This window comes from Streptococcus infantis, assembly GCF_047460405.1.
Taxonomy (GTDB): domain Bacteria; phylum Bacillota; class Bacilli; order Lactobacillales; family Streptococcaceae; genus Streptococcus; species Streptococcus infantis_Q.
In genome coordinates this window covers 56,587-73,492 of the sequence record NZ_JASHGH010000008.1, presented here as the reverse complement: position 1 = coordinate 73,492, position 16,906 = coordinate 56,587, and the positions used below count along the sequence as shown (strand labels likewise).

The following is a 16,906-nucleotide window of genomic DNA, read 5'->3' as shown; positions in this document are numbered from 1 at the left end:
ATATTATAACATACATTTACTATTTATAAAGCTCTCTCTATTCATACTTAGTTCTATTCTTTCATAGATTTCAATGGCACAATCTCTACATCCCCAAGATTATCAACGGAGTAGCGTTGACTACCTTTTTTGAACCAGCGTTCTAGAACAACATCATAGAGCATGAGGTGGGATTTTTCTTTAATCCAAGCTTCATCAATCCCATAAGGCTTTAAATACTCTAGTGCTTCGTTGGGATCTGTTAGCTGAAAACTTGGTAAACCTTTAGTCGAACTAAAACCATAGGAAATTTTCAAATATGATGCTAAATCAAGTTCTCCTCTAGTCTTTATTTCTATACGATAACCGGTCAATCCATATGCTAATGATTGATCAGATTCCGAAATTTCAATAGTTTGTTTGAGCATCTTATCTCTATAATCATAATCAATAAAAAGGTATCTGCCATCAGGTAACGACCGCCTATACTCAATTAGAAATGTTTTTTCAATACCTACATACACTAATATAGTTTCACTCTCAGATAAGCCTGCTTCAGGACTCATACCAACTATAATATCCTTATCGCGATATGATTGGCCTCCGTCAACGGCTTTACTAAAATCAGCAAGTCCAGGTAAAACACCACTATGGGTTTCTGCATAGTTCATCTCTAAAAAGACATTACTTAAAGATTCATACACTCCTTTATAATAATTCTTTTGATACAAACGATATAAACCAAACAAAGTTAGAAAAACTAATACAGTTATGACTAGGATTTTTAAAATTTTTTTCATTTACCTTTTTCCTTACTTAAATCTTGGATAAACTGATAAGCAACATTATTCTTCTCTTTTAACAGCTCCATTGCTTGGGTATCATCCTATTCAGAAAAACTTAGTGGCATAATCTCTACATCCCCAAGATTATCAACCGAGTAACGTTGACTACCATTTTTAAACCAGCGTCCTAGAACGACATCATAGAGCATGAAGTGGGATTTTTCTTTAATCCAAGCTTCATCAATCCCATAAGGCTTTAAATACTCTAGTACTTCGTTGGGATTAGTTAAGTAAAAATTTGGTTTTTCCACAGTGCCCGCTCTCTTAAAATACGACTCCAAATTTATCTCCCCGCTATCCTTATTTCTTATATTATACGCAGCTAAGTAGTATGCCAGTGAACTTTTAGAATCTGAAATTTCGATAGTTTGGTTAAGATTTTTATTCTTATAATTGTATCTAATAAATAGATATCTCCCATCAGATAACAGTTGCTGGTATTCAATAATAAAAGTTTCTTCAAAACCTACAATCACTTCTAAACTTTCATTTTCAGACAAGCCTGCATCAAGTCCTATGGAAATTATCCTGTCTGGATCTCTAAACGATTGACTCCCGTCAATAGCTTTACTAAAATCAGCAAGGCCAGGTAAGACACCACTACGGGTTTCTGCATAGTTCATTTCTAAAAAGACATTACTTAAAGATTCATATACTCCTTTATAATAATTCTTTTGATAGACACGATATAGACCAAACAAAGTTAGAAAAACTAATACCGTTGTGAGGACGATTTTTAAAATTTTTTTCATGACTTTTTCCTTACCTAGAACTTATATACTTTACAAAGTAAAAATACATTTTAAATACCTTATTTTAGAGACAAGATAAAATTTAGACGCAAAACACTTTTTTATAATTTTTTTATCTTTAGCAACATTTTCCTTATAATCATTATACTATAAAATCTTAGACGGTGGAATCCAGACCATTTTTAGATAATCTCCCTTTAATACAAAAAACTTAGAAGCAAAAGCCTACTTCTAAGTTTTTAAGGATGCGTGATTTAAAAATTATCTACTCAAACAGTTGATAGTAATCGGAAATCTTCATCTTGGCTTTTTCATCCTTGTTTAAATCTTGGATGATTTGTCCATCTTTCATAACAATCAAGCGATTTCCATACTTGAGAGCATCTTCCATATGGTGAGTAATCATCAAAGCTGTTAGATGGTCCTTGTTGATAAAGTCATTCGTCAATTCCATCAAGGCGACACTTGTCTTAGGATCAAGAGCAGCTGTATGTTCATCCAACAAAAGGAGTTCTGGACGTTTCAAGGTCGCCATCAATAAACTCAAGGCCTGTCTTTGTCCACCTGACAAGAATTCAATCGGTGTATCCAAGTGTTTCTCTAGTCCATTTCCAACCTTCTCAATAGTTGCTTGAAATTCTTCCTTGTAAGCTGAGAGTCTTCTTGGAAAGAGACCACGTTTTTCTCCACGGAATTTTGCAATCAAAAGATTTTCTGCAACTGTCATACGAGGGGCAGTTCCCATCTTAGGATCTTGGAAGACACGAGAGAGGTACTTGGCACGCTTTTCAGGACTGAAATGAGTCACATCCTCACCCATGATGCGAATACTCCCGCTAGTCAAAGGCAGAGTCCCTGCAATGCTATTAAAGAGGGTTGACTTGCCTGCTCCATTTCCACCCAAGATTGTGATGAAGTCATGTTCATAAATATCCAACGAAACATCGTTTAGGATAATTTTTTCCTCATCGAAGCCATTTTTCACAATTTTTGTGGCATTTTTTAATTCTACAATTGCTGTCATTTGCTTAACTTGATTCCTTTCAAGTATTTATCCTTAAGTGTTGGAATTACAAGACAAGTTGCTAGGATAAGAGCACTGTATAGGCGAAGGTAACTAGTATTAAAACCGAGAGCAATAACGCCCCATACCAAGAATTGATAACTGATGGAACCAACAACAATAGTAACCAAGCGTTCTGCTAGAGTAAGACTCTTAAAGAGAACCTCACCGATAATCAAGCTGGCAAGACCAACAACGATAACACCGATACCACGAGAGACATCCGCATAACCTTCTTGTTGAGCGATAAGTGCGCCAGCAAGTGCGATTACACCATTTGACAAGACCAAGCCCATAAGCTCCATACGTCCTGTATTGATACCAAAACTACGAGCCATGTCTGGATTATCCCCTGTAGCGATATAGGCCTGTCCAAGTTTGGTATCTAGGAAGAAAAGCATGAGAAGGATAACCAAAGTCACAAAGATTAAACCTGTCAGTAATTGATTAACCTCTGATGAAAATGGAAGAACATCTTGGATTTGCTTGGTGTTTAAGAGTCCAAGGTTAGCCCGTCCCATAATCATGAGCATAATAGAATGACAAGAAGTCATGACTAAAATTCCTGATAAAAGAGTTGGAATTTTCCCTTTGGTATATAATAACCCCGCTGCTAAACCAGCAAGACACCCTGCCCCTACAGCCGCTAAAGTCGCAAGAAAAGGATTAACTCCTTGCGTAATCAGAGTCACTGCTACAGCTCCTCCCAAGGGGAAAGAGCCCTCCGTTGTCATATCTGGAAAGTTCAGGATACGAAAGGTCATAAAGATTCCTAAACCTAGGATAGCCCAGACCAATCCCTGTGAAATAATAGATATTAGCATGTTTGATTCGTTTCCTTTATTCTAAAAATTGGAGGAGATGTCTCCAACTCCTCCTTTATTCTTATTCGATTACTTGACCAGCTTCTTTGAGAACTGATTCAGGAATTGTGATTCCAAGTTCTTGAGCAACTTTTTTGTTAATCACTGATTTACCAGTTGAGAAGACATTAACTGGTGTATCTGCAGGTTTTTCACCCTTCAAGACTTTGGCAATCATTTTACCAGTAGCAACACCAAGATCGTGTTGGTCAACAACCACTGATGCCAAACCGCCTGCTTCTACCATGGCAGTCGCACTTGGGTAGATTGGTTTTTTAGCTGTTTGGTTGCTTGATACTACAGTTGAGAACGCAGATGCGATTGTGTTGTCAATTGGAATCCAGATTGCATCTACTTTACCAGTCATAACATTAACTGTTGAAGCAATTTCGTTAGTTGATGGAACTGCGAATGTTTCTACTTTCAAACCAGCTTTTTCAGCATAAGTTTTAAATTCTTCAACTTGTGATTTTGAGTTATCTTCACTACTTGAGTAAAGAGCTCCAACCGTCTTGACATCAGGAGTCAATGTCTTGATCAATTCAACCTGTTGTTGAGCAGGGTTATGGTCGGATACCCCTGTGATGTTTCCACCTGGTTTTTCCAAGTTTTGTACAAGGTTAGCTCCAACTGGGTCTGTAATAGCTGCCATGATAACAGGAAGGTCTTTTGTTGCACTTGCTAGACCTTGAGCTGCTGGAGTTGCAATACCGACAACAACATCGTTTCCGTTTGCTACCAATTGTTTACTCATGGTTGCAACCTTACTTTGGTCACCTTCTGAGTTCATAAAGTCGATTTTAACTTGGTCACCTTTATAGCCTTCTTCAGCAAGTCCATCTTGAATACCTTGATAAATCAAGTCGAGTGATGGGTGGCTGACGAACTGTAGAACACCAACCTTAGCAGTTTTATTTGCTGTCTCAGTTTTAGTTTCTTGCTTCGTTAAGCTAGAATACACCAAGCTTCCTCCAACTACAAGTGCTAATGCTACGATAATACCAATTAAACGTTTATTCATATCTATTTCTCCTTATTCCTCTTAAACTTAGTAATGTTCATTTCACTTTCAATATAACTTTACTAAGCGTCGCCATCGTTTGATTTCCATAATTTTTTCCTCCCCATAGAAAAAGTCCTCACACAAAAAACTTGTGTGAGGACGTCGATGCGCGGTGCCACCTCAATTATAGGAACTAGTCCTATCGCTCTTACTCGCTAAAACGAGTTGCACTGTAAGGTGTGCTCACCGAATTCTTATGATTTCAAATTCTTAATAACATTCAGCCCAATTTTCATCACTTCCACCTATCTGTTTCCACCAACCACAGACTCTCTAAAAAATTTCAATGATTACTTTCTGAATGCTTAAATTATATCATTTTACTAAAACTTGTCAAGGGTTTTCATAAAATATTTTAAAAAATTACGAAAATTCCTACGATTTTTGGAAAATGGAGCTTGTATCAACCTGAATTACGTAATCCTGTAGCAATTCCGTTGATAGTTGTATGGATCAATCTTTCTTCATCTGAAGATAGCTCACCACGACGTTGACGCTTAATCAATTCCAACTGAATATAGTTAAGGATATTGAAATAAGGCATGCGGTAGTTGAGACTGTCTTTCAAATAAGTATTTTCTGCCAAGAGATCATCATAGCCTTCGATGGCTAAGATAACGTTCTTGGTCAATTGCCATTCATCTAAGATGGTATAGTAGATTGCTTGGACTTCTTCACTTTCACACAGTTTAGCGTACTCAAAGGCGATGTTCATATTTGATTTGGACAAGACCATATCAACGTTAGATAGGAGTGACTGGAAGAATGGCCAGTTTTGATACATATCACGAAGATATTCGATATTTTTGGGATCTTGGTCAATAAATTCCTTAAAGCTTGAACCAACTCCATACCAACCTGGGAACATAACACGACTTTGTGACCATGAGAATACCCAAGGAATAGCACGTAGACCACCGATTTCAGTGATCGTTTTACGAGCTGCTGGACGAGAACCAATATTGAAACTTGAAATAGCCTTGATTGGACTAGATTCAAAGAAATAATCATAGAAATGGTCATTTCCAAATACAAGCTCACGGTAGATATCGTAACTACGTTCTACTACTTGGTCCATGATGGCTTCATAGCGATTTGACGTATTGGTATCACTCTTCTTCTTGGTAATCATACGGTTGATAGCTGCTGAAACCAACATTTCAAGGTTATAGTAAGCTGCATCCTTGTTTCCGTATTTGTTTCCGATAACTTCCCCTTGCTCTGTCAATCGAATACGATCCTTAATTGACTTGAGCGGTTGAGAAGCAATAGCATCATAAGTAGGGCCACCACCACGGCCAACGGTACCACCACGACCATGGAAGAAGGTTACTTTGACTCCAAATTCATCACCAATAGCAGTCAATTGTTGTTGGGCCTTATAGAGTGTCCAACAAGATGATAGATAACCGCCATCCTTATTACTATCAGAGTAGCCAAGCATGATTTCTTGGTAATTGTTTTTAGAAGCAATCCATTTCTTAGCAAGTGGTAGAGAGAAATACTTTCTCATTGTTTCTTCAGAATGGTCCAAGTCCTCAATTGTTTCAAAGAGAGGAACAATCTGAACACGCGCTTTTTCAGCATCTACCAGACCAACTTCTTTTAGCATAATAGCCAACTCAAGCATATCTGATACGCTAGTTGCGTGAGAGATAATCGTTTGACGAATAACGTCCTCTCCCAAACGATCTTTTAATTCACGTGCCGTTTTGAAAATAGCTAATTCTTTTTCGAGAAGTTCAGACTTCTCAGCATGAGTTGCAGACAAGATTCGAGGATCTTCTAACAATTCATGTAAAAGCAAGTCGCATTTTTCATCTTCTGATAAATCACTATAGTGGTCATTGATTCCAGCAGATGCCAACAATTCTGCTACACAGGCTTCGTGGACGCTTGAATCTTGACGCATGTCGATGGAAGCCAAGAAGAAACCAAATACTTCTACAGCTTCTAAAAGTTCTGCAAATTCACCTGTGAGTAAGGACTCTGCCTTGTTTTCAAGTAATGAATCCTTAATGGTATATAGATCTTTTTTAAACTCTTCAACTGTTTCGTAAAATGGTGGACGATCTTCAGCTAGCTCTTGAATAGCTCCTGAAAGTCGATTGCTAATATAATCTGTAATCACTCCTTGTTGATGCCCTTGAGTACCAAGAAGACGTTCAACAGGATGACGTTCATCAGCTGACGAGCCAACAACAGACCATTCTTTTAAATTCAAGAGAGTTTGAATCAATTTGGACTGAATCAAATGAAAGGCACGACGATAAGGTTCTTTTTCACGAAAGACTGATGTATCTCCAGACTGAGCAGCCATTTCTTCAACAGCTTTACTAGTTTTTGATAAATTCGTCGAGAGAGAGAAGGTACGATAGAGACTAGAAATCTTGCTAATATAGTAGTTCAAGATCACTTCACTTTGGATAGTAGCAGAACGCATAAGTGTTTCAGCTGTTACAAATGGATTTCCATCACGGTCTCCGCCGATCCACATTCCCATAGTAATTGGTTTGGCTTGTTTAAGATCAATTCCTTGCTCTTTTGCTAGACGTTTGTACTCTAGCATCAAGTTAGGGACAGCCTGTAGGAAGGAACTATTGTAGTACTCCATCACATTGGTGATTTCGTTGGTTACTTTTAGTTTCTTCTCACGAATCATATCTGTCTGCATGATAATCTCAATATAGCGACGAAGATCATTATGCCATTTTTCCTTGTTAATGAGTCCCATTCTCACGTCACGATATTTACGTAAAAGGGTATGGATATGAGTGGTCAAATCCAACATACTCTTACGTTGAACTTGAGTTGGATGGGCTGTCAAAACTGGCACCACATTCAAGTGTTCAAGAATCTCGGCAGCATTTTCTTTTTCAGCCACCATTTTAATAGTTGTTGACAATTTACCCAAATAGTCTTGATCAACATTATTTAGGTGGTTAATCTCATAAGCCAAGTCAACATCTTCTGAGATGTTAATTAAAAGAGGTAAAATAGAGAAGTATCTAGAAATGTAGACCATCTCATCATTTGAAAGCCCTGTTACTACTTTATCTAGCCCTTGATAGTCAAGTTTTGAAGAAAGTTCCTTCAAGTGCATAATCTTATCAAAGGTTTCAGCAGGAAGCATATTTTTTGTGATATCTTCCAGCATATCTGTCAAGATTTGAACTTCTTCTTGTACGACCGTTTTGTTACTATAATTTTCTAACTTTTGAAGAGACATTTTTTTCTCCTTGTTATATTATGTCTTAGAGTTGCGCTTCTAATTCGCGATAGAGTTTGGCACGTTTTTCGCTGGCATCAATATTCAACACAAAGGCGATAGCTACTGATAGGACCAAAAGACTGTTTCCACCTTGCGATAGGAAGGGGAAGGTTACCCCTGTTGAAGGGATCAAGCCTGATATACCGCCAATGTTAACAAATACCTGTATTAGAATCATTCCACCAATACCAATTGCCACCATAGAGTTGAAAGGATCTCTCGCTCGAATACCAACCAAAATAATACGAAGAATCAAGAAGAATAGAAGAGCCAAAATAAGACTAGCTCCTACAAATCCAAACTCCTCTATCACAATCGAAAAGACAAAGTCTGTATGAGCTTCTGGTAGATAACCTCGTTTTTCAATGGAATTTCCTAATCCAAGACCAAACCAGCCACCGTTAACCATTGCATAGTAAGAATTAGCCAACTGATGTCCAGATCCTGCTAGGTCATTAAAGGGGTTGAAAAAAGCACTGAAACGCTTGGCAACATAACCAAATACGGGAATTTTAGAGAATTTCTCAACACCGATAAAGCGAATGGCTGTTAAGGAAATCATAGAGACACCAGCTAGTAAGCCAAGAATAGTTGTGAACCATCGATAAGCTATTCCACTGATGGTATACATGAGCAAGGATACTAAAATCAAGATGGTTGCATTTCCAAGGTCAGGGAAGATTGCCAAACTACCAATCATGACCAAGAGGACAAAACGCCAATCATTAAAGGCTCTTGGCAACCACTGATTGAGGGTTAAAACTTGGAAGTCATAAACTGCTATCTCATCTTGTTGTTTTGAAAAACGCTGAGCCAAGTACCAAATGATAATAATCTTTAGATACTCTGCTGGTTGAATCGTGATGGGACCAACCTTGATCCAGCCATAGGCTCCATTGATGGGACTACCTATTAACCGTGCCAGAGCTAGGAGTATCAGCTCGACAAACATAACGATAAAGAGCAACCGCTCATTACGAAGAAATCCTAATTTTAATTTATAGATTAAGGCTATTAAGAATAAACTGGCTATCCAGAAAATTCCCTGATTTCGCACTAGATATAATGCACTTTTCCCCTCCTGAATAAGGGTCGCACTAGTTGTCGAATAAACTACTATCAATCCTAAAACGGATAACAGTAAATAAGGAATCAAAATGGAATAATTCAGCAGGTGCCTTTTACTTATTTTCATATGTCACCTATCTTTCGGAAAAATATTTTTATTTTCCCTTATTATTTCTAGTTTTACATGCTATTATACCATTTTTTAGCCTAGAAAAAAACTCTTACAGTATAAACATTCGAATTTTACTCAAATATAGCATAAAAAGGGCAGTAACGCCCTTTCTATTTTATCTATATTTTCGTTTTCCTGCTAAAGCAAGTAGTCCAATACTTGCACCAAGCACTGCTAAGAGATTCGATTCTTTCGTTCCAGTATTTGGAAGTTGTTTCTCAGGTTCTGATTTTGCATTTGTAGCTTGTGCAGGCGCTTGATAAGTTTTATCGTCTTTAGTTCCTACAGTCACTTTCTCTGCTTTGTAATTAACCACATTCCCACGACCGTCTACCACTGGTACTGGTTGGTAACCTGCTTTTTCTAGCTCTTTACGTTTTTCGTCTGCAAGTGCAGCCAAGCGTTTTGTTTCTGCTTCTTCATACTTCGCTTTGGCAGTTTCGTAAGTAGTCTTAGCTTGATCTGCTGCAAGGCTCTTAACTTCATAGTCTACTTTAGCTTCGTTTTGTGCTTTATAAGCATCTTTAAGCTCTGCTTCTGCTTTTTCAAGTTCTGCTTTTACTTCTGCCAAACGAGTATGCGCACTGTTAAGGTCTGCAAGCTCTTTTTCGGCTTGTTTAACTTCTTCTTGTGCATCTTGAAGTGCTTTCTTAGCATTAGATACCGCTTTGGCTTTGCTTGAAGCGATTACTTCAAGATTTGCCATCTTATCTTCTTCTGCTTTAAGTGCCTCTTGTGTAGTTTGAAGAGCTTTCTCAGCGTCTTTCAATTTTGCTTGTGCATCTTTAAGAGCTTCTTCTGTAACAGCTGCTGCTTGCTTTTCTTTAGCATCAGCAACTCCATTTTGTTCTTGAGTGACTTCTGCTTGTTTTGTACCAACAGTTTTGCCTTGAATAGCTACATTACGGTCTGCATCATCTTGTTCAGTTTGCGCAGAAGATACCCCTTGTTCAGCAGTTGGAACGCTTGCTTTAGCAGTTTCCACTTTCTTTTCTGCGTTTTGAATCGCTTCTGGTGTTGCTTTGTCAGCAATCTTTTGAGCATCGTCTTTAGCTTGTTTCAAGCTTTCAACTTTCTTTTCTGCTTTATCAGAAGTTTCATTCGCTCGATCCAAAACCTCTTTTGCCTTATCGGCATCTTCTTGGGTTTGTTTAGCAGTAACACCAAGTTCAGCGACTTCTTCCTTAGTAGGAGTTTTCACTTCTACTGGTTTTGGTGTTTCTTTTTCAACCAATGCTGGCTCGTTTTTGACATCAATAACATTAATTGTTGGCTCAGTTTGAGCATTGCGCACACCACCTGCATTATCGACATTCAGTTCAGTTACCTCATTTGCACTTACAGTCGTTGCAAGTCCAGTTGCTGCTATTGCAGTCAAAGTAATCAATTCTTTTTTCATAGGTTTCCCCTCATTATTTTTTTATAACTTCATTATATCATATTTTACAACTTTTTAAAGTTATTTTATAAAAATGTAACCATTTAAAGTCTAAAAAATACAGTCGTTTGTCTGTATTATGTAAGTAGCGAGGTACTACATGGTAAACAAAAAAAGTAATTTGCAAGACTACATTTCTAAACGCATCCGTTTACTCAGACTAGAAAGAGGATATACTCAAGAACAATTAGAGGAGATGGCTGACTTAGGAACAAATTATGTTTATAAACTAGAAAATCTGTCAACAAACTTAAAAATTCAAACACTTGAAAAAGTTATGGAAGCATTAGATGTTGACTTAGATACCTTCTTTGACATTCAACTTAAAGAAGAAGATCCAAAAATATCACGACTTATTGATGAATTAAAGATACTTCCATTAGAACAACGTTCTCGAGTAGTAGATGCACTCTTACTAATTTTAAATGAAATTCAATAACAAAAAAACTATCTACTTTCTAAAATAAGAAAGGCAGATAGTTTTTTTTATTAGTTTGATGAACTACTGCTACTGTCAGTAGTTGCTTCACCCTTGATGTACTGAGTAAAGATATTTTGGAAAGTTTGGTCTTTCACTTTGATGTTGGCATCTGTCAATTCTTTACCGATAACACCTTGAACAAAGGTTGCATCATTTTGTTTTTGAGTCAAAATAATTGTTTTGAGCTTTTCTTTATAATCGTCTAGATTTGAAGATTTTTCTGACTTCTTCGTTAACTTAACAATGTAGAAACTACTTGTATAAGCTTGAGTTCCTGGAGCAGTGATAACATCTGAAATTCCGTTGACATCAAGAGCAAAAGCTGCTTTCTTAACTACATCTGGTAATTCTGTTGATGCAGAGTCAAAAGTAATTTCTCCACCATTTTCTTTTGTCTTTTCGTCTGTAGAATTGTCTTTTGCAAGTTGTGCAAAGTCAGCTCCAGACTCTTTTGCTTTGGCAAGAACTTCCTTAGCCTTATCTTCACTGTCAAGTTTAATAATTTGAGCCGTTACTTCTGGAGTATACTCTTCAAAAGCTTTTTTGTAGTTTTCATCTGTTAATTCAGCTTCAGCAGCTTTCTTAACAGCATACTCAACTAATTTACTTGTACGAATTTGAGCTTTACGGCTTTCTGCAGTCATACCTGAACGGGCGAGAATCGTTTGATAGCTATCACCGTATTTCTTTTGTTCTTCTGCAACTGCATCATCTACTTCTTTATCACTTACTTCTGAACCATATTGTTTTTCAAAAACTTTTTGAATGGTCATATTCAGCAAGACTTGTTGAGCAGTAGCATTATTTTTGACTTCTTCAAAGAATTGATGCTCAGTAATAACATCGCCTTTCATGCTAATCAAGTCAGTTCCTTCAGAACTGTTTGAACAAGCAGCCAAAGTAGCTACTGACAACAATGTGATGGCTCCTGCCATTAGTTTTTTCTTCATGTTTACTCCTTTTGTATACTAAATAAAGGTTTACCTTATCTATTTTACTGAATTGTCTTAAATTTATCTGAAAATCAATCAATCTCGGGTAGTTCAATCTCTGCTGTATTTTTTCTCAGCATGAGAATTCCGTCTCCAAGAGGAACCAAAGTAGCGGTTAATCCTGGATTGTCCAAAGTCGCATCAAAGAGGCGTTGCAAGCCACGATAGATGGTTCTTTGTCCTCGACGAACTTCCATGATATCCTTAGCCACATCCCCACCCTGGAATATATCATCCAAGACTACCACTCCTCCAACTTCCAAACGTTTGAGGATTTCTGGTAGAAAGATGATGTACTTGGATTTAGCAGAATCCATAAATACAAAGTCATAGGTCTCAGTCAACGTTGACAGGACATCTACCGCATCACCTTCTAAGAGAGTGATTTGTTTGCGGCTATCAAATTTTGCAAAATTTTCTTTGGCAAAACCAATCATCTCAGGATTTCGGTCAATAGTGGTGATTTTTGACTTGGGTGAATGCTCTGCCATTAAAAGTGCTGAAAATCCAATAGCCGTACCGATCTCTAAAATGTTTTTTGGTTGAATGGTTTCCATAAGGAAACGAAAATAAGCGACGGTTTCATGAGGAATGATAGGGATATTCTCCTTGCGAGCAAAGTTTTCTAGCTCTTTTAGAGAACCCGTCACCTGCTTTTGTCTGTGGCGCATGAACTCGACAATCTCATGCTTGACAACAGGACGTCGCATGTTATGATTGGCATTTTTACTATAAGACTTTACCATCTGCCTTATGCCAATCCTAATTTTTCAACAAGAGCTTCAAACTCATCTAAACGGCGTTCAAAGACAGCAAAGGCATCGTTGAGGTAGTCTTCCTTCTCCATATCAACGCCTGCTTTTCTCATGACATTAAGTGGATAGTCTGACTTCCCTGCTTTGAGGTAATCGATATAGCGATCACGATCTTCTTGGCTACCATGCACAATCTTTTCAGCCAAGGCTGAAGCTGCTGCAAAGCCTGTTGAATATTGATACACATAGTAGTTGTAGTAAAAATGTGGAATACGGGCCCATTCATATTGAATTTCAGGATTGTCTTCTTTACTCAAACCATAGTAAGCTTCATTCAAGTCGGCATAAAGCTCATTTAAGAATTCACTAGTCAAGACTTCACCATTTTGGTCAGCTTGGTGGATAGCGTGTTCAAATTCAGCAAACTGAGTTTGACGGAAGACTGTACCACGGAAGCCATCTAGGAAGTTGTTTAAGATTGCAAAGCGAGTTGCATCATCTTGAACTTCCTCTAACAGTTTTTCAGTTAGGATATTCTCATTAGTAGTTGAAGCAATTTCTGCTAAGAAAATTGAATAGTCTCCATAAACGTATGGCTGGGTTTCACGAGTATAGCTAGAGTGCATACTATGTCCAGTTTCATGGACAAGAGTAAAGAGATTATCTAGATTGTCCTGCCAGTTAAGAAGCATGAAGGCATTTGTATCGTATGATCCACCTGAATAAGCACCTGAACGCTTGCCTTGGTTTTCATACACATCTATCCAACGTTCGCTAAAGGCACGTTTAACTCGACTCAAGTAATCATCACCCAAAACTGCCAAAGCTTCTTCTGCCTTCTTTAAGGCTTCCTCGTAAGTAAAGCTGTAGTCTACTGAAGAAAGTGGTGTATAGACATCATACATCTTGAGGTCTGGAATACCCAAGATTTTTGAACGTAGTGCAAGATAACGATGCAAGAGTGGCAAGTGTTTGCGAACTGCTGACACTAAATTGTCATAGACACTTTCTGGTACAAAGTTAGCCGCAAGAGCAGCCTGACGAGCACTCTCATAATTGCGAACTTTAGCACGGTAGTTTTGGACTTTGACATTGGTCTGTAGAGTCTTAGCATAGGTGTGCTGGAACTGCTCGTAAGTAGCATAAAGTGCTTCATAGGCACAACGACGTACTTCTCGATTTTTTGATTCCATCAAACGTACGTAGGTTCCGTGAGAGAGCTGCACTTCATTATCTTCGTCATCTAAAACGTAAGGGAAAGTAATATCAGCATTGTCTAGGATAGCAAAGGTTTCACTTGCCGAACCAAAAATTTCACTGGCTCCTGCAAGCAATTCTTCTTCACGCTGTGAAAGAACATGATCTTTCTTTTGTAAGAGCTGATCAAAAAAGTGTTTATAAAGCTCAAGTTTAGGTTCAGCAGCCAAGAAAGCTGTCATTTGTTCCTCAGTAATCTTCATAAACTCTGGCTCGTAGAAAGAAAGTGCCTGATCCAGCTGGCTATAAAGCGTCATAGCCTTAGCATAGTATTCTTGATACTTAGCTTCGCGCGTGTCTTGGTCATTTTTCATGTGCGCATAGACATAAAGCTTCTCCAACTGGCGCTCTAACTCTAGAGAACGTTCCGTAATTTCAAGCAAACTCTGAGCGCTGTCTAAAAGATGACCTACATATTGGTCAACTGTTTCCACTTCCTCTGACAGTTGCTTGAGGGCTTCTTCCCAAGCCTGATCAGTAGCAAAGATCGTTGATAGATCCCATTTGTCTTTTTCATTTATTTCATTTCGTTGTAATACCATAAGATTCCTCCATCCTTTCTATTTTACCACATTTTTTAAGAAATATTGCTGATAAAAAGCTGGGGGATAGAGCTTTTGTGTGTCAGTTTTGGGATTTTGTTGATAATAGGCCTGAAAATTGTTGTAATAGCCCTGCAAATCTATAGTTATCTGGCAAAATTGACCTTTTTCTATAGGCCTTACTTGGGGAAACCAGTCTTGAACATCAAAATTTAGTAAATTCTTTCCCTGAGCATAAGCTTCCCCCTGTTTCCTCATCCAGTAAGGATTTTTATAATAGAGTTGTTGGCGAATATAGTCACAAATCGTTTCATCTTGTGATACATCCATACTTGCTATTCTTTGCTTCTGATAGGGAAGCCGTAAAATCTCTATGAGATTGCCTTGCCCATAAGGAAACTCCCTTATTTGATAATAAAGATTCCCCTTTAAATCTTGATGGATCATGTATTTCAAGCGTAGTATGTCCCTTTGCTGATCTAATTCCCATAGATGAAAGCCCATATTTTGACTAAAGGAAAGCAGGTCTCTTTGGAGCTGAGTCAAACGTTCTTTTAACCAAAGTTTTTGACCGACTAGCCAAAGTACTTGGTAGCCATTTTTTCGATAGCCCAGGCTTCTCTCCTCCAAAAGTTGGCGTGAAATAGGACTACACTGAACTTCTAAGGCAAGCTGTTTATTGACTAAAATATCTGCAATTTGTTTTAGTTGAGGAATGGGACATTCAAGCTCGGCCTTGTCATTTTTCATCGCCCAATTAAAAAGGGCAACCTTATTTTCCAGATGCTCTAGACTCTCATTTTCGTAGTAAAAATCACACTGTTTGAGCGAAACATGGGCAAAATGCGTCCGTAGGTTCTTCCCTTTTCTTAATCGAACCAAAGCTCCACAAGCTGGACAAGTATAGCTTTGTTTAACTAATTTATCCTCCAAGGCATTGACTAAGCTTCCTTTTTCATCTCTGGCTAAAAACATTTATACCCCCTTTTCTACTTTATTCGAAAAGAATAAGAAAAAGGCTGATCAAACCAGCCTCATGGATTATTTAACGAATTAAGAGAGGAATCTTATCCCCTTTTTCTTTTTAATTTCTTTTCCAACATAGGGATGATGTTAGAAATCTGATCATTTTTTATGACTAGGACTCCGTACTCATGGCAACGATTGATATATGCTGGATTTATTTTCCCAGAACAAACAATTAGTTTTAGACAACTTTCCCCAGCAAAATGATTGGCGTAAAGCTCTAATTCATTAATCGCCTCTACTGATAAGTCTGTCATTTTACAGGAAATAAAAACAATGGACCGACCTTTACGAAGTACAACATCAATCTCATTTTGTACATTATCAGCCTCAGGGAAAATACCATTCCAATCAATTTCAGCTCCAATCATACATTCATCAAAATACTCTGACTCTAGCGCTAAAAGATAGAGATAGAGTTCCAAAATGTGACCTTTGCTACGACAAAGGAGTTGGGCCTCGGGGCTAGAAAAAGTATAACTAACGCGATTAGAAGTTTCCTCTTCAATATGGAGCAAGTCAGCATCTGTTAATAAGGAAATGATGGATTTAGGGTAATAATAACGTTTCCCATTATTCTCTAGCACTTTCCCTGTTTCAGAATGAAGATTACTCGTCTTTGCTAGAGCAAAAAATTGAGTTACTTTTAACCATTCTTCTGGTTTTGAAAGGGCGCTATTTGCCAATTTTTTGATAGCAGCAATTTGTTTAGGCGTATGGAAAGGTTGCTTGGACTTTAGTAGTTTACCACCACGTAGGGCAATCAACTGCTGGATGGATAGAGTTGGGACCACCAGGTTCTTTTTCTCCAATTTTCCAAGCTTCCAATCATACTGTAGACCATGGTCAACATCCATTGCAAGAAGTGGTATATTTCTGTCCAAAGCATACTGATAAAGAGATAGAGCTAGTAAAGAGTCGCCTCCAAAAACATCAAAGGTTATTTGTTTGTCATTTGTGAGGATAATATCCAGATTCTCTGCTAGATTTTCAAGACTTAGTTGCCTAAAGTGAACCTGTTTTATACGTGGGACTTGCTTCGTCAAAAAATGTTTCAATGACAACTTTTCTTCTTCGGAGATTTTCTTCCTAGCAAGAAATAGGATCTCGTCATAGTCACTCACGAAGGCTGGATAAACATTTTTCTCTAAAGAATGGCGATCATAGATTTCTACTAGCAAACCGGTCATGCTACTACCTCCCTATACAAACATTGGTTGTTGGCATGGAAACTTCTAAATGTTTGAAAATATCCATAAAAATTCTGGCTACTTAAACTTTTTGCCTACACTTCTAGTATAGCATAAATTGAGAACTTCCTTTCTTATTAGGGTAACAA

Annotated in this window: 14 protein-coding genes; 1 reads left to right on the top strand and 13 read right to left on the bottom strand. The window is 37.8% G+C overall.

Annotated features, from left to right (window positions below):
• Positions 1–53: 53 nt before the first annotated feature.
• The 8 genes from QM928_RS05170 to QM928_RS05135 form a co-directional block, all read right to left on the bottom strand.
• A complete protein-coding gene (locus tag QM928_RS05170; protein WP_414294678.1) occupies positions 54–779 on the bottom strand; it encodes a TipC family immunity protein in 726 nt (241 codons plus the stop codon).
• Between the two features lie 86 nt (positions 780–865).
• Positions 866–1,576 (bottom strand): TipC family immunity protein, encoded by a 711-nt coding sequence (locus QM928_RS05165; protein WP_414294677.1) that lies wholly within the window; start codon positions 1,574–1,576, stop codon positions 866–868.
• 265 nt (positions 1,577–1,841) lie between these two features.
• The gene (locus QM928_RS05160; RefSeq protein ID WP_414294676.1) at positions 1,842–2,600 is read right to left on the bottom strand and encodes an ABC transporter ATP-binding protein; all 759 of its coding nucleotides are present in this window, start codon (positions 2,598–2,600) and stop codon (positions 1,842–1,844) included.
• Positions 2,597–3,463: an ABC transporter permease gene (locus QM928_RS05155; RefSeq protein ID WP_414294675.1), complete on the bottom strand. Its 867-nt coding sequence runs from the start codon at positions 3,461–3,463 to the stop codon at positions 2,597–2,599. Before QM928_RS05155 ends, QM928_RS05160 begins: the two co-directional genes overlap by 4 nt.
• 61 nt (positions 3,464–3,524) lie before the next feature.
• Positions 3,525–4,523, bottom strand: a complete 999-nt coding sequence (gene trpX / locus QM928_RS05150) for a tryptophan ABC transporter substrate-binding protein (protein WP_414294674.1) — start codon at positions 4,521–4,523, stop codon at positions 3,525–3,527.
• Positions 4,524–4,968: 445 nt separating this feature from the next.
• Positions 4,969–7,794: a phosphoenolpyruvate carboxylase gene (gene ppc, locus QM928_RS05145; protein ID WP_414294673.1), complete on the bottom strand. Its 2,826-nt coding sequence runs from the start codon at positions 7,792–7,794 to the stop codon at positions 4,969–4,971.
• 25 nt (positions 7,795–7,819) lie between these two features.
• A complete protein-coding gene (gene ftsW / locus QM928_RS05140) occupies positions 7,820–9,031 on the bottom strand; it encodes a cell division peptidoglycan polymerase FtsW (RefSeq protein WP_281334969.1) in 1,212 nt (403 codons plus the stop codon).
• A 160-nt stretch (positions 9,032–9,191) separates the two neighbouring features.
• Entirely contained in the window at positions 9,192–10,475 is a 1,284-nt protein-coding gene (locus tag QM928_RS05135; RefSeq protein ID WP_414294672.1) for an LPXTG cell wall anchor domain-containing protein, read from the bottom strand.
• A gap of 139 nt (positions 10,476–10,614) precedes the next feature.
• On the opposite strand from QM928_RS05135, the gene QM928_RS05130 reads away from it, so the two are divergent.
• Entirely contained in the window at positions 10,615–10,953 is a 339-nt protein-coding gene (locus QM928_RS05130; RefSeq protein ID WP_414273440.1) for a helix-turn-helix domain-containing protein, read from the top strand.
• A gap of 50 nt (positions 10,954–11,003) precedes the next feature.
• Here the strand turns inward: QM928_RS05130 and prsA are convergent, their stop codons facing one another.
• The 5 genes from prsA to QM928_RS05105 all read right to left on the bottom strand — a co-directional run bounded on the left by prsA (position 11,004) and on the right by QM928_RS05105 (position 16,757).
• Positions 11,004–11,945: a peptidylprolyl isomerase PrsA gene (gene prsA / locus QM928_RS05125; RefSeq protein WP_414294671.1), complete on the bottom strand. Its 942-nt coding sequence runs from the start codon at positions 11,943–11,945 to the stop codon at positions 11,004–11,006.
• 74 nt (positions 11,946–12,019) lie between these two features.
• On the bottom strand, positions 12,020–12,733 hold the full coding sequence (locus tag QM928_RS05120) for an O-methyltransferase (RefSeq protein ID WP_414294670.1): 714 nt from the start codon (positions 12,731–12,733) through the stop codon (positions 12,020–12,022).
• A gap of 5 nt (positions 12,734–12,738) precedes the next feature.
• Complete coding sequence (pepF, locus tag QM928_RS05115) at positions 12,739–14,541, bottom strand: oligoendopeptidase F (protein ID WP_414285215.1); 1,803 nt, start codon at positions 14,539–14,541, stop codon at positions 12,739–12,741.
• Positions 14,542–14,559: 18 nt separating this feature from the next.
• Positions 14,560–15,516, bottom strand: coding sequence for a competence protein CoiA (locus QM928_RS05110; RefSeq protein WP_414285216.1), 957 nt, complete (start codon positions 15,514–15,516; stop codon positions 14,560–14,562).
• Between the two features lie 92 nt (positions 15,517–15,608).
• The gene (locus QM928_RS05105) at positions 15,609–16,757 is read right to left on the bottom strand and encodes a hypothetical protein (protein WP_414294669.1); all 1,149 of its coding nucleotides are present in this window, start codon (positions 16,755–16,757) and stop codon (positions 15,609–15,611) included.
• Positions 16,758–16,906 lie beyond the last annotated feature (149 nt).

What these genes read in the sequence shown, in the direction of transcription:
- QM928_RS05170 (WP_414294678.1), bottom strand. Translation starts at nt 779, where the DNA reads ATGAAAAAAATTTTAAAAATCCTAGTCATAACTGTATTAGTTTTTCTA.
- QM928_RS05165 (WP_414294677.1), bottom strand. Translation starts at nt 1,576, where the DNA reads ATGAAAAAAATTTTAAAAATCGTCCTCACAACGGTATTAGTTTTTCTA.
- QM928_RS05160 (WP_414294676.1), bottom strand. Translation starts at nt 2,600, where the DNA reads ATGACAGCAATTGTAGAATTAAAAAATGCCACAAAAATTGTGAAAAAT.
- QM928_RS05155 (WP_414294675.1), bottom strand. Translation starts at nt 3,463, where the DNA reads ATGCTAATATCTATTATTTCACAGGGATTGGTCTGGGCTATCCTAGGT.
- trpX (WP_414294674.1), bottom strand. Translation starts at nt 4,523, where the DNA reads ATGAATAAACGTTTAATTGGTATTATCGTAGCATTAGCACTTGTAGTT.
- ppc (WP_414294673.1), bottom strand. Translation starts at nt 7,794, where the DNA reads ATGTCTCTTCAAAAGTTAGAAAATTATAGTAACAAAACGGTCGTACAA.
- ftsW (WP_281334969.1), bottom strand. Translation starts at nt 9,031, where the DNA reads ATGAAAATAAGTAAAAGGCACCTGCTGAATTATTCCATTTTGATTCCT.
- QM928_RS05135 (WP_414294672.1), bottom strand. Translation starts at nt 10,475, where the DNA reads ATGAAAAAAGAATTGATTACTTTGACTGCAATAGCAGCAACTGGACTT.
- QM928_RS05130 (WP_414273440.1), top strand. Translation starts at nt 10,615, where the DNA reads ATGGTAAACAAAAAAAGTAATTTGCAAGACTACATTTCTAAACGCATC.
- prsA (WP_414294671.1), bottom strand. Translation starts at nt 11,945, where the DNA reads ATGAAGAAAAAACTAATGGCAGGAGCCATCACATTGTTGTCAGTAGCT.
- QM928_RS05120 (WP_414294670.1), bottom strand. Translation starts at nt 12,733, where the DNA reads ATGGTAAAGTCTTATAGTAAAAATGCCAATCATAACATGCGACGTCCT.
- pepF (WP_414285215.1), bottom strand. Translation starts at nt 14,541, where the DNA reads ATGGTATTACAACGAAATGAAATAAATGAAAAAGACAAATGGGATCTA.
- QM928_RS05110 (WP_414285216.1), bottom strand. Translation starts at nt 15,516, where the DNA reads ATGTTTTTAGCCAGAGATGAAAAAGGAAGCTTAGTCAATGCCTTGGAG.
- QM928_RS05105 (WP_414294669.1), bottom strand. Translation starts at nt 16,757, where the DNA reads ATGACCGGTTTGCTAGTAGAAATCTATGATCGCCATTCTTTAGAGAAA.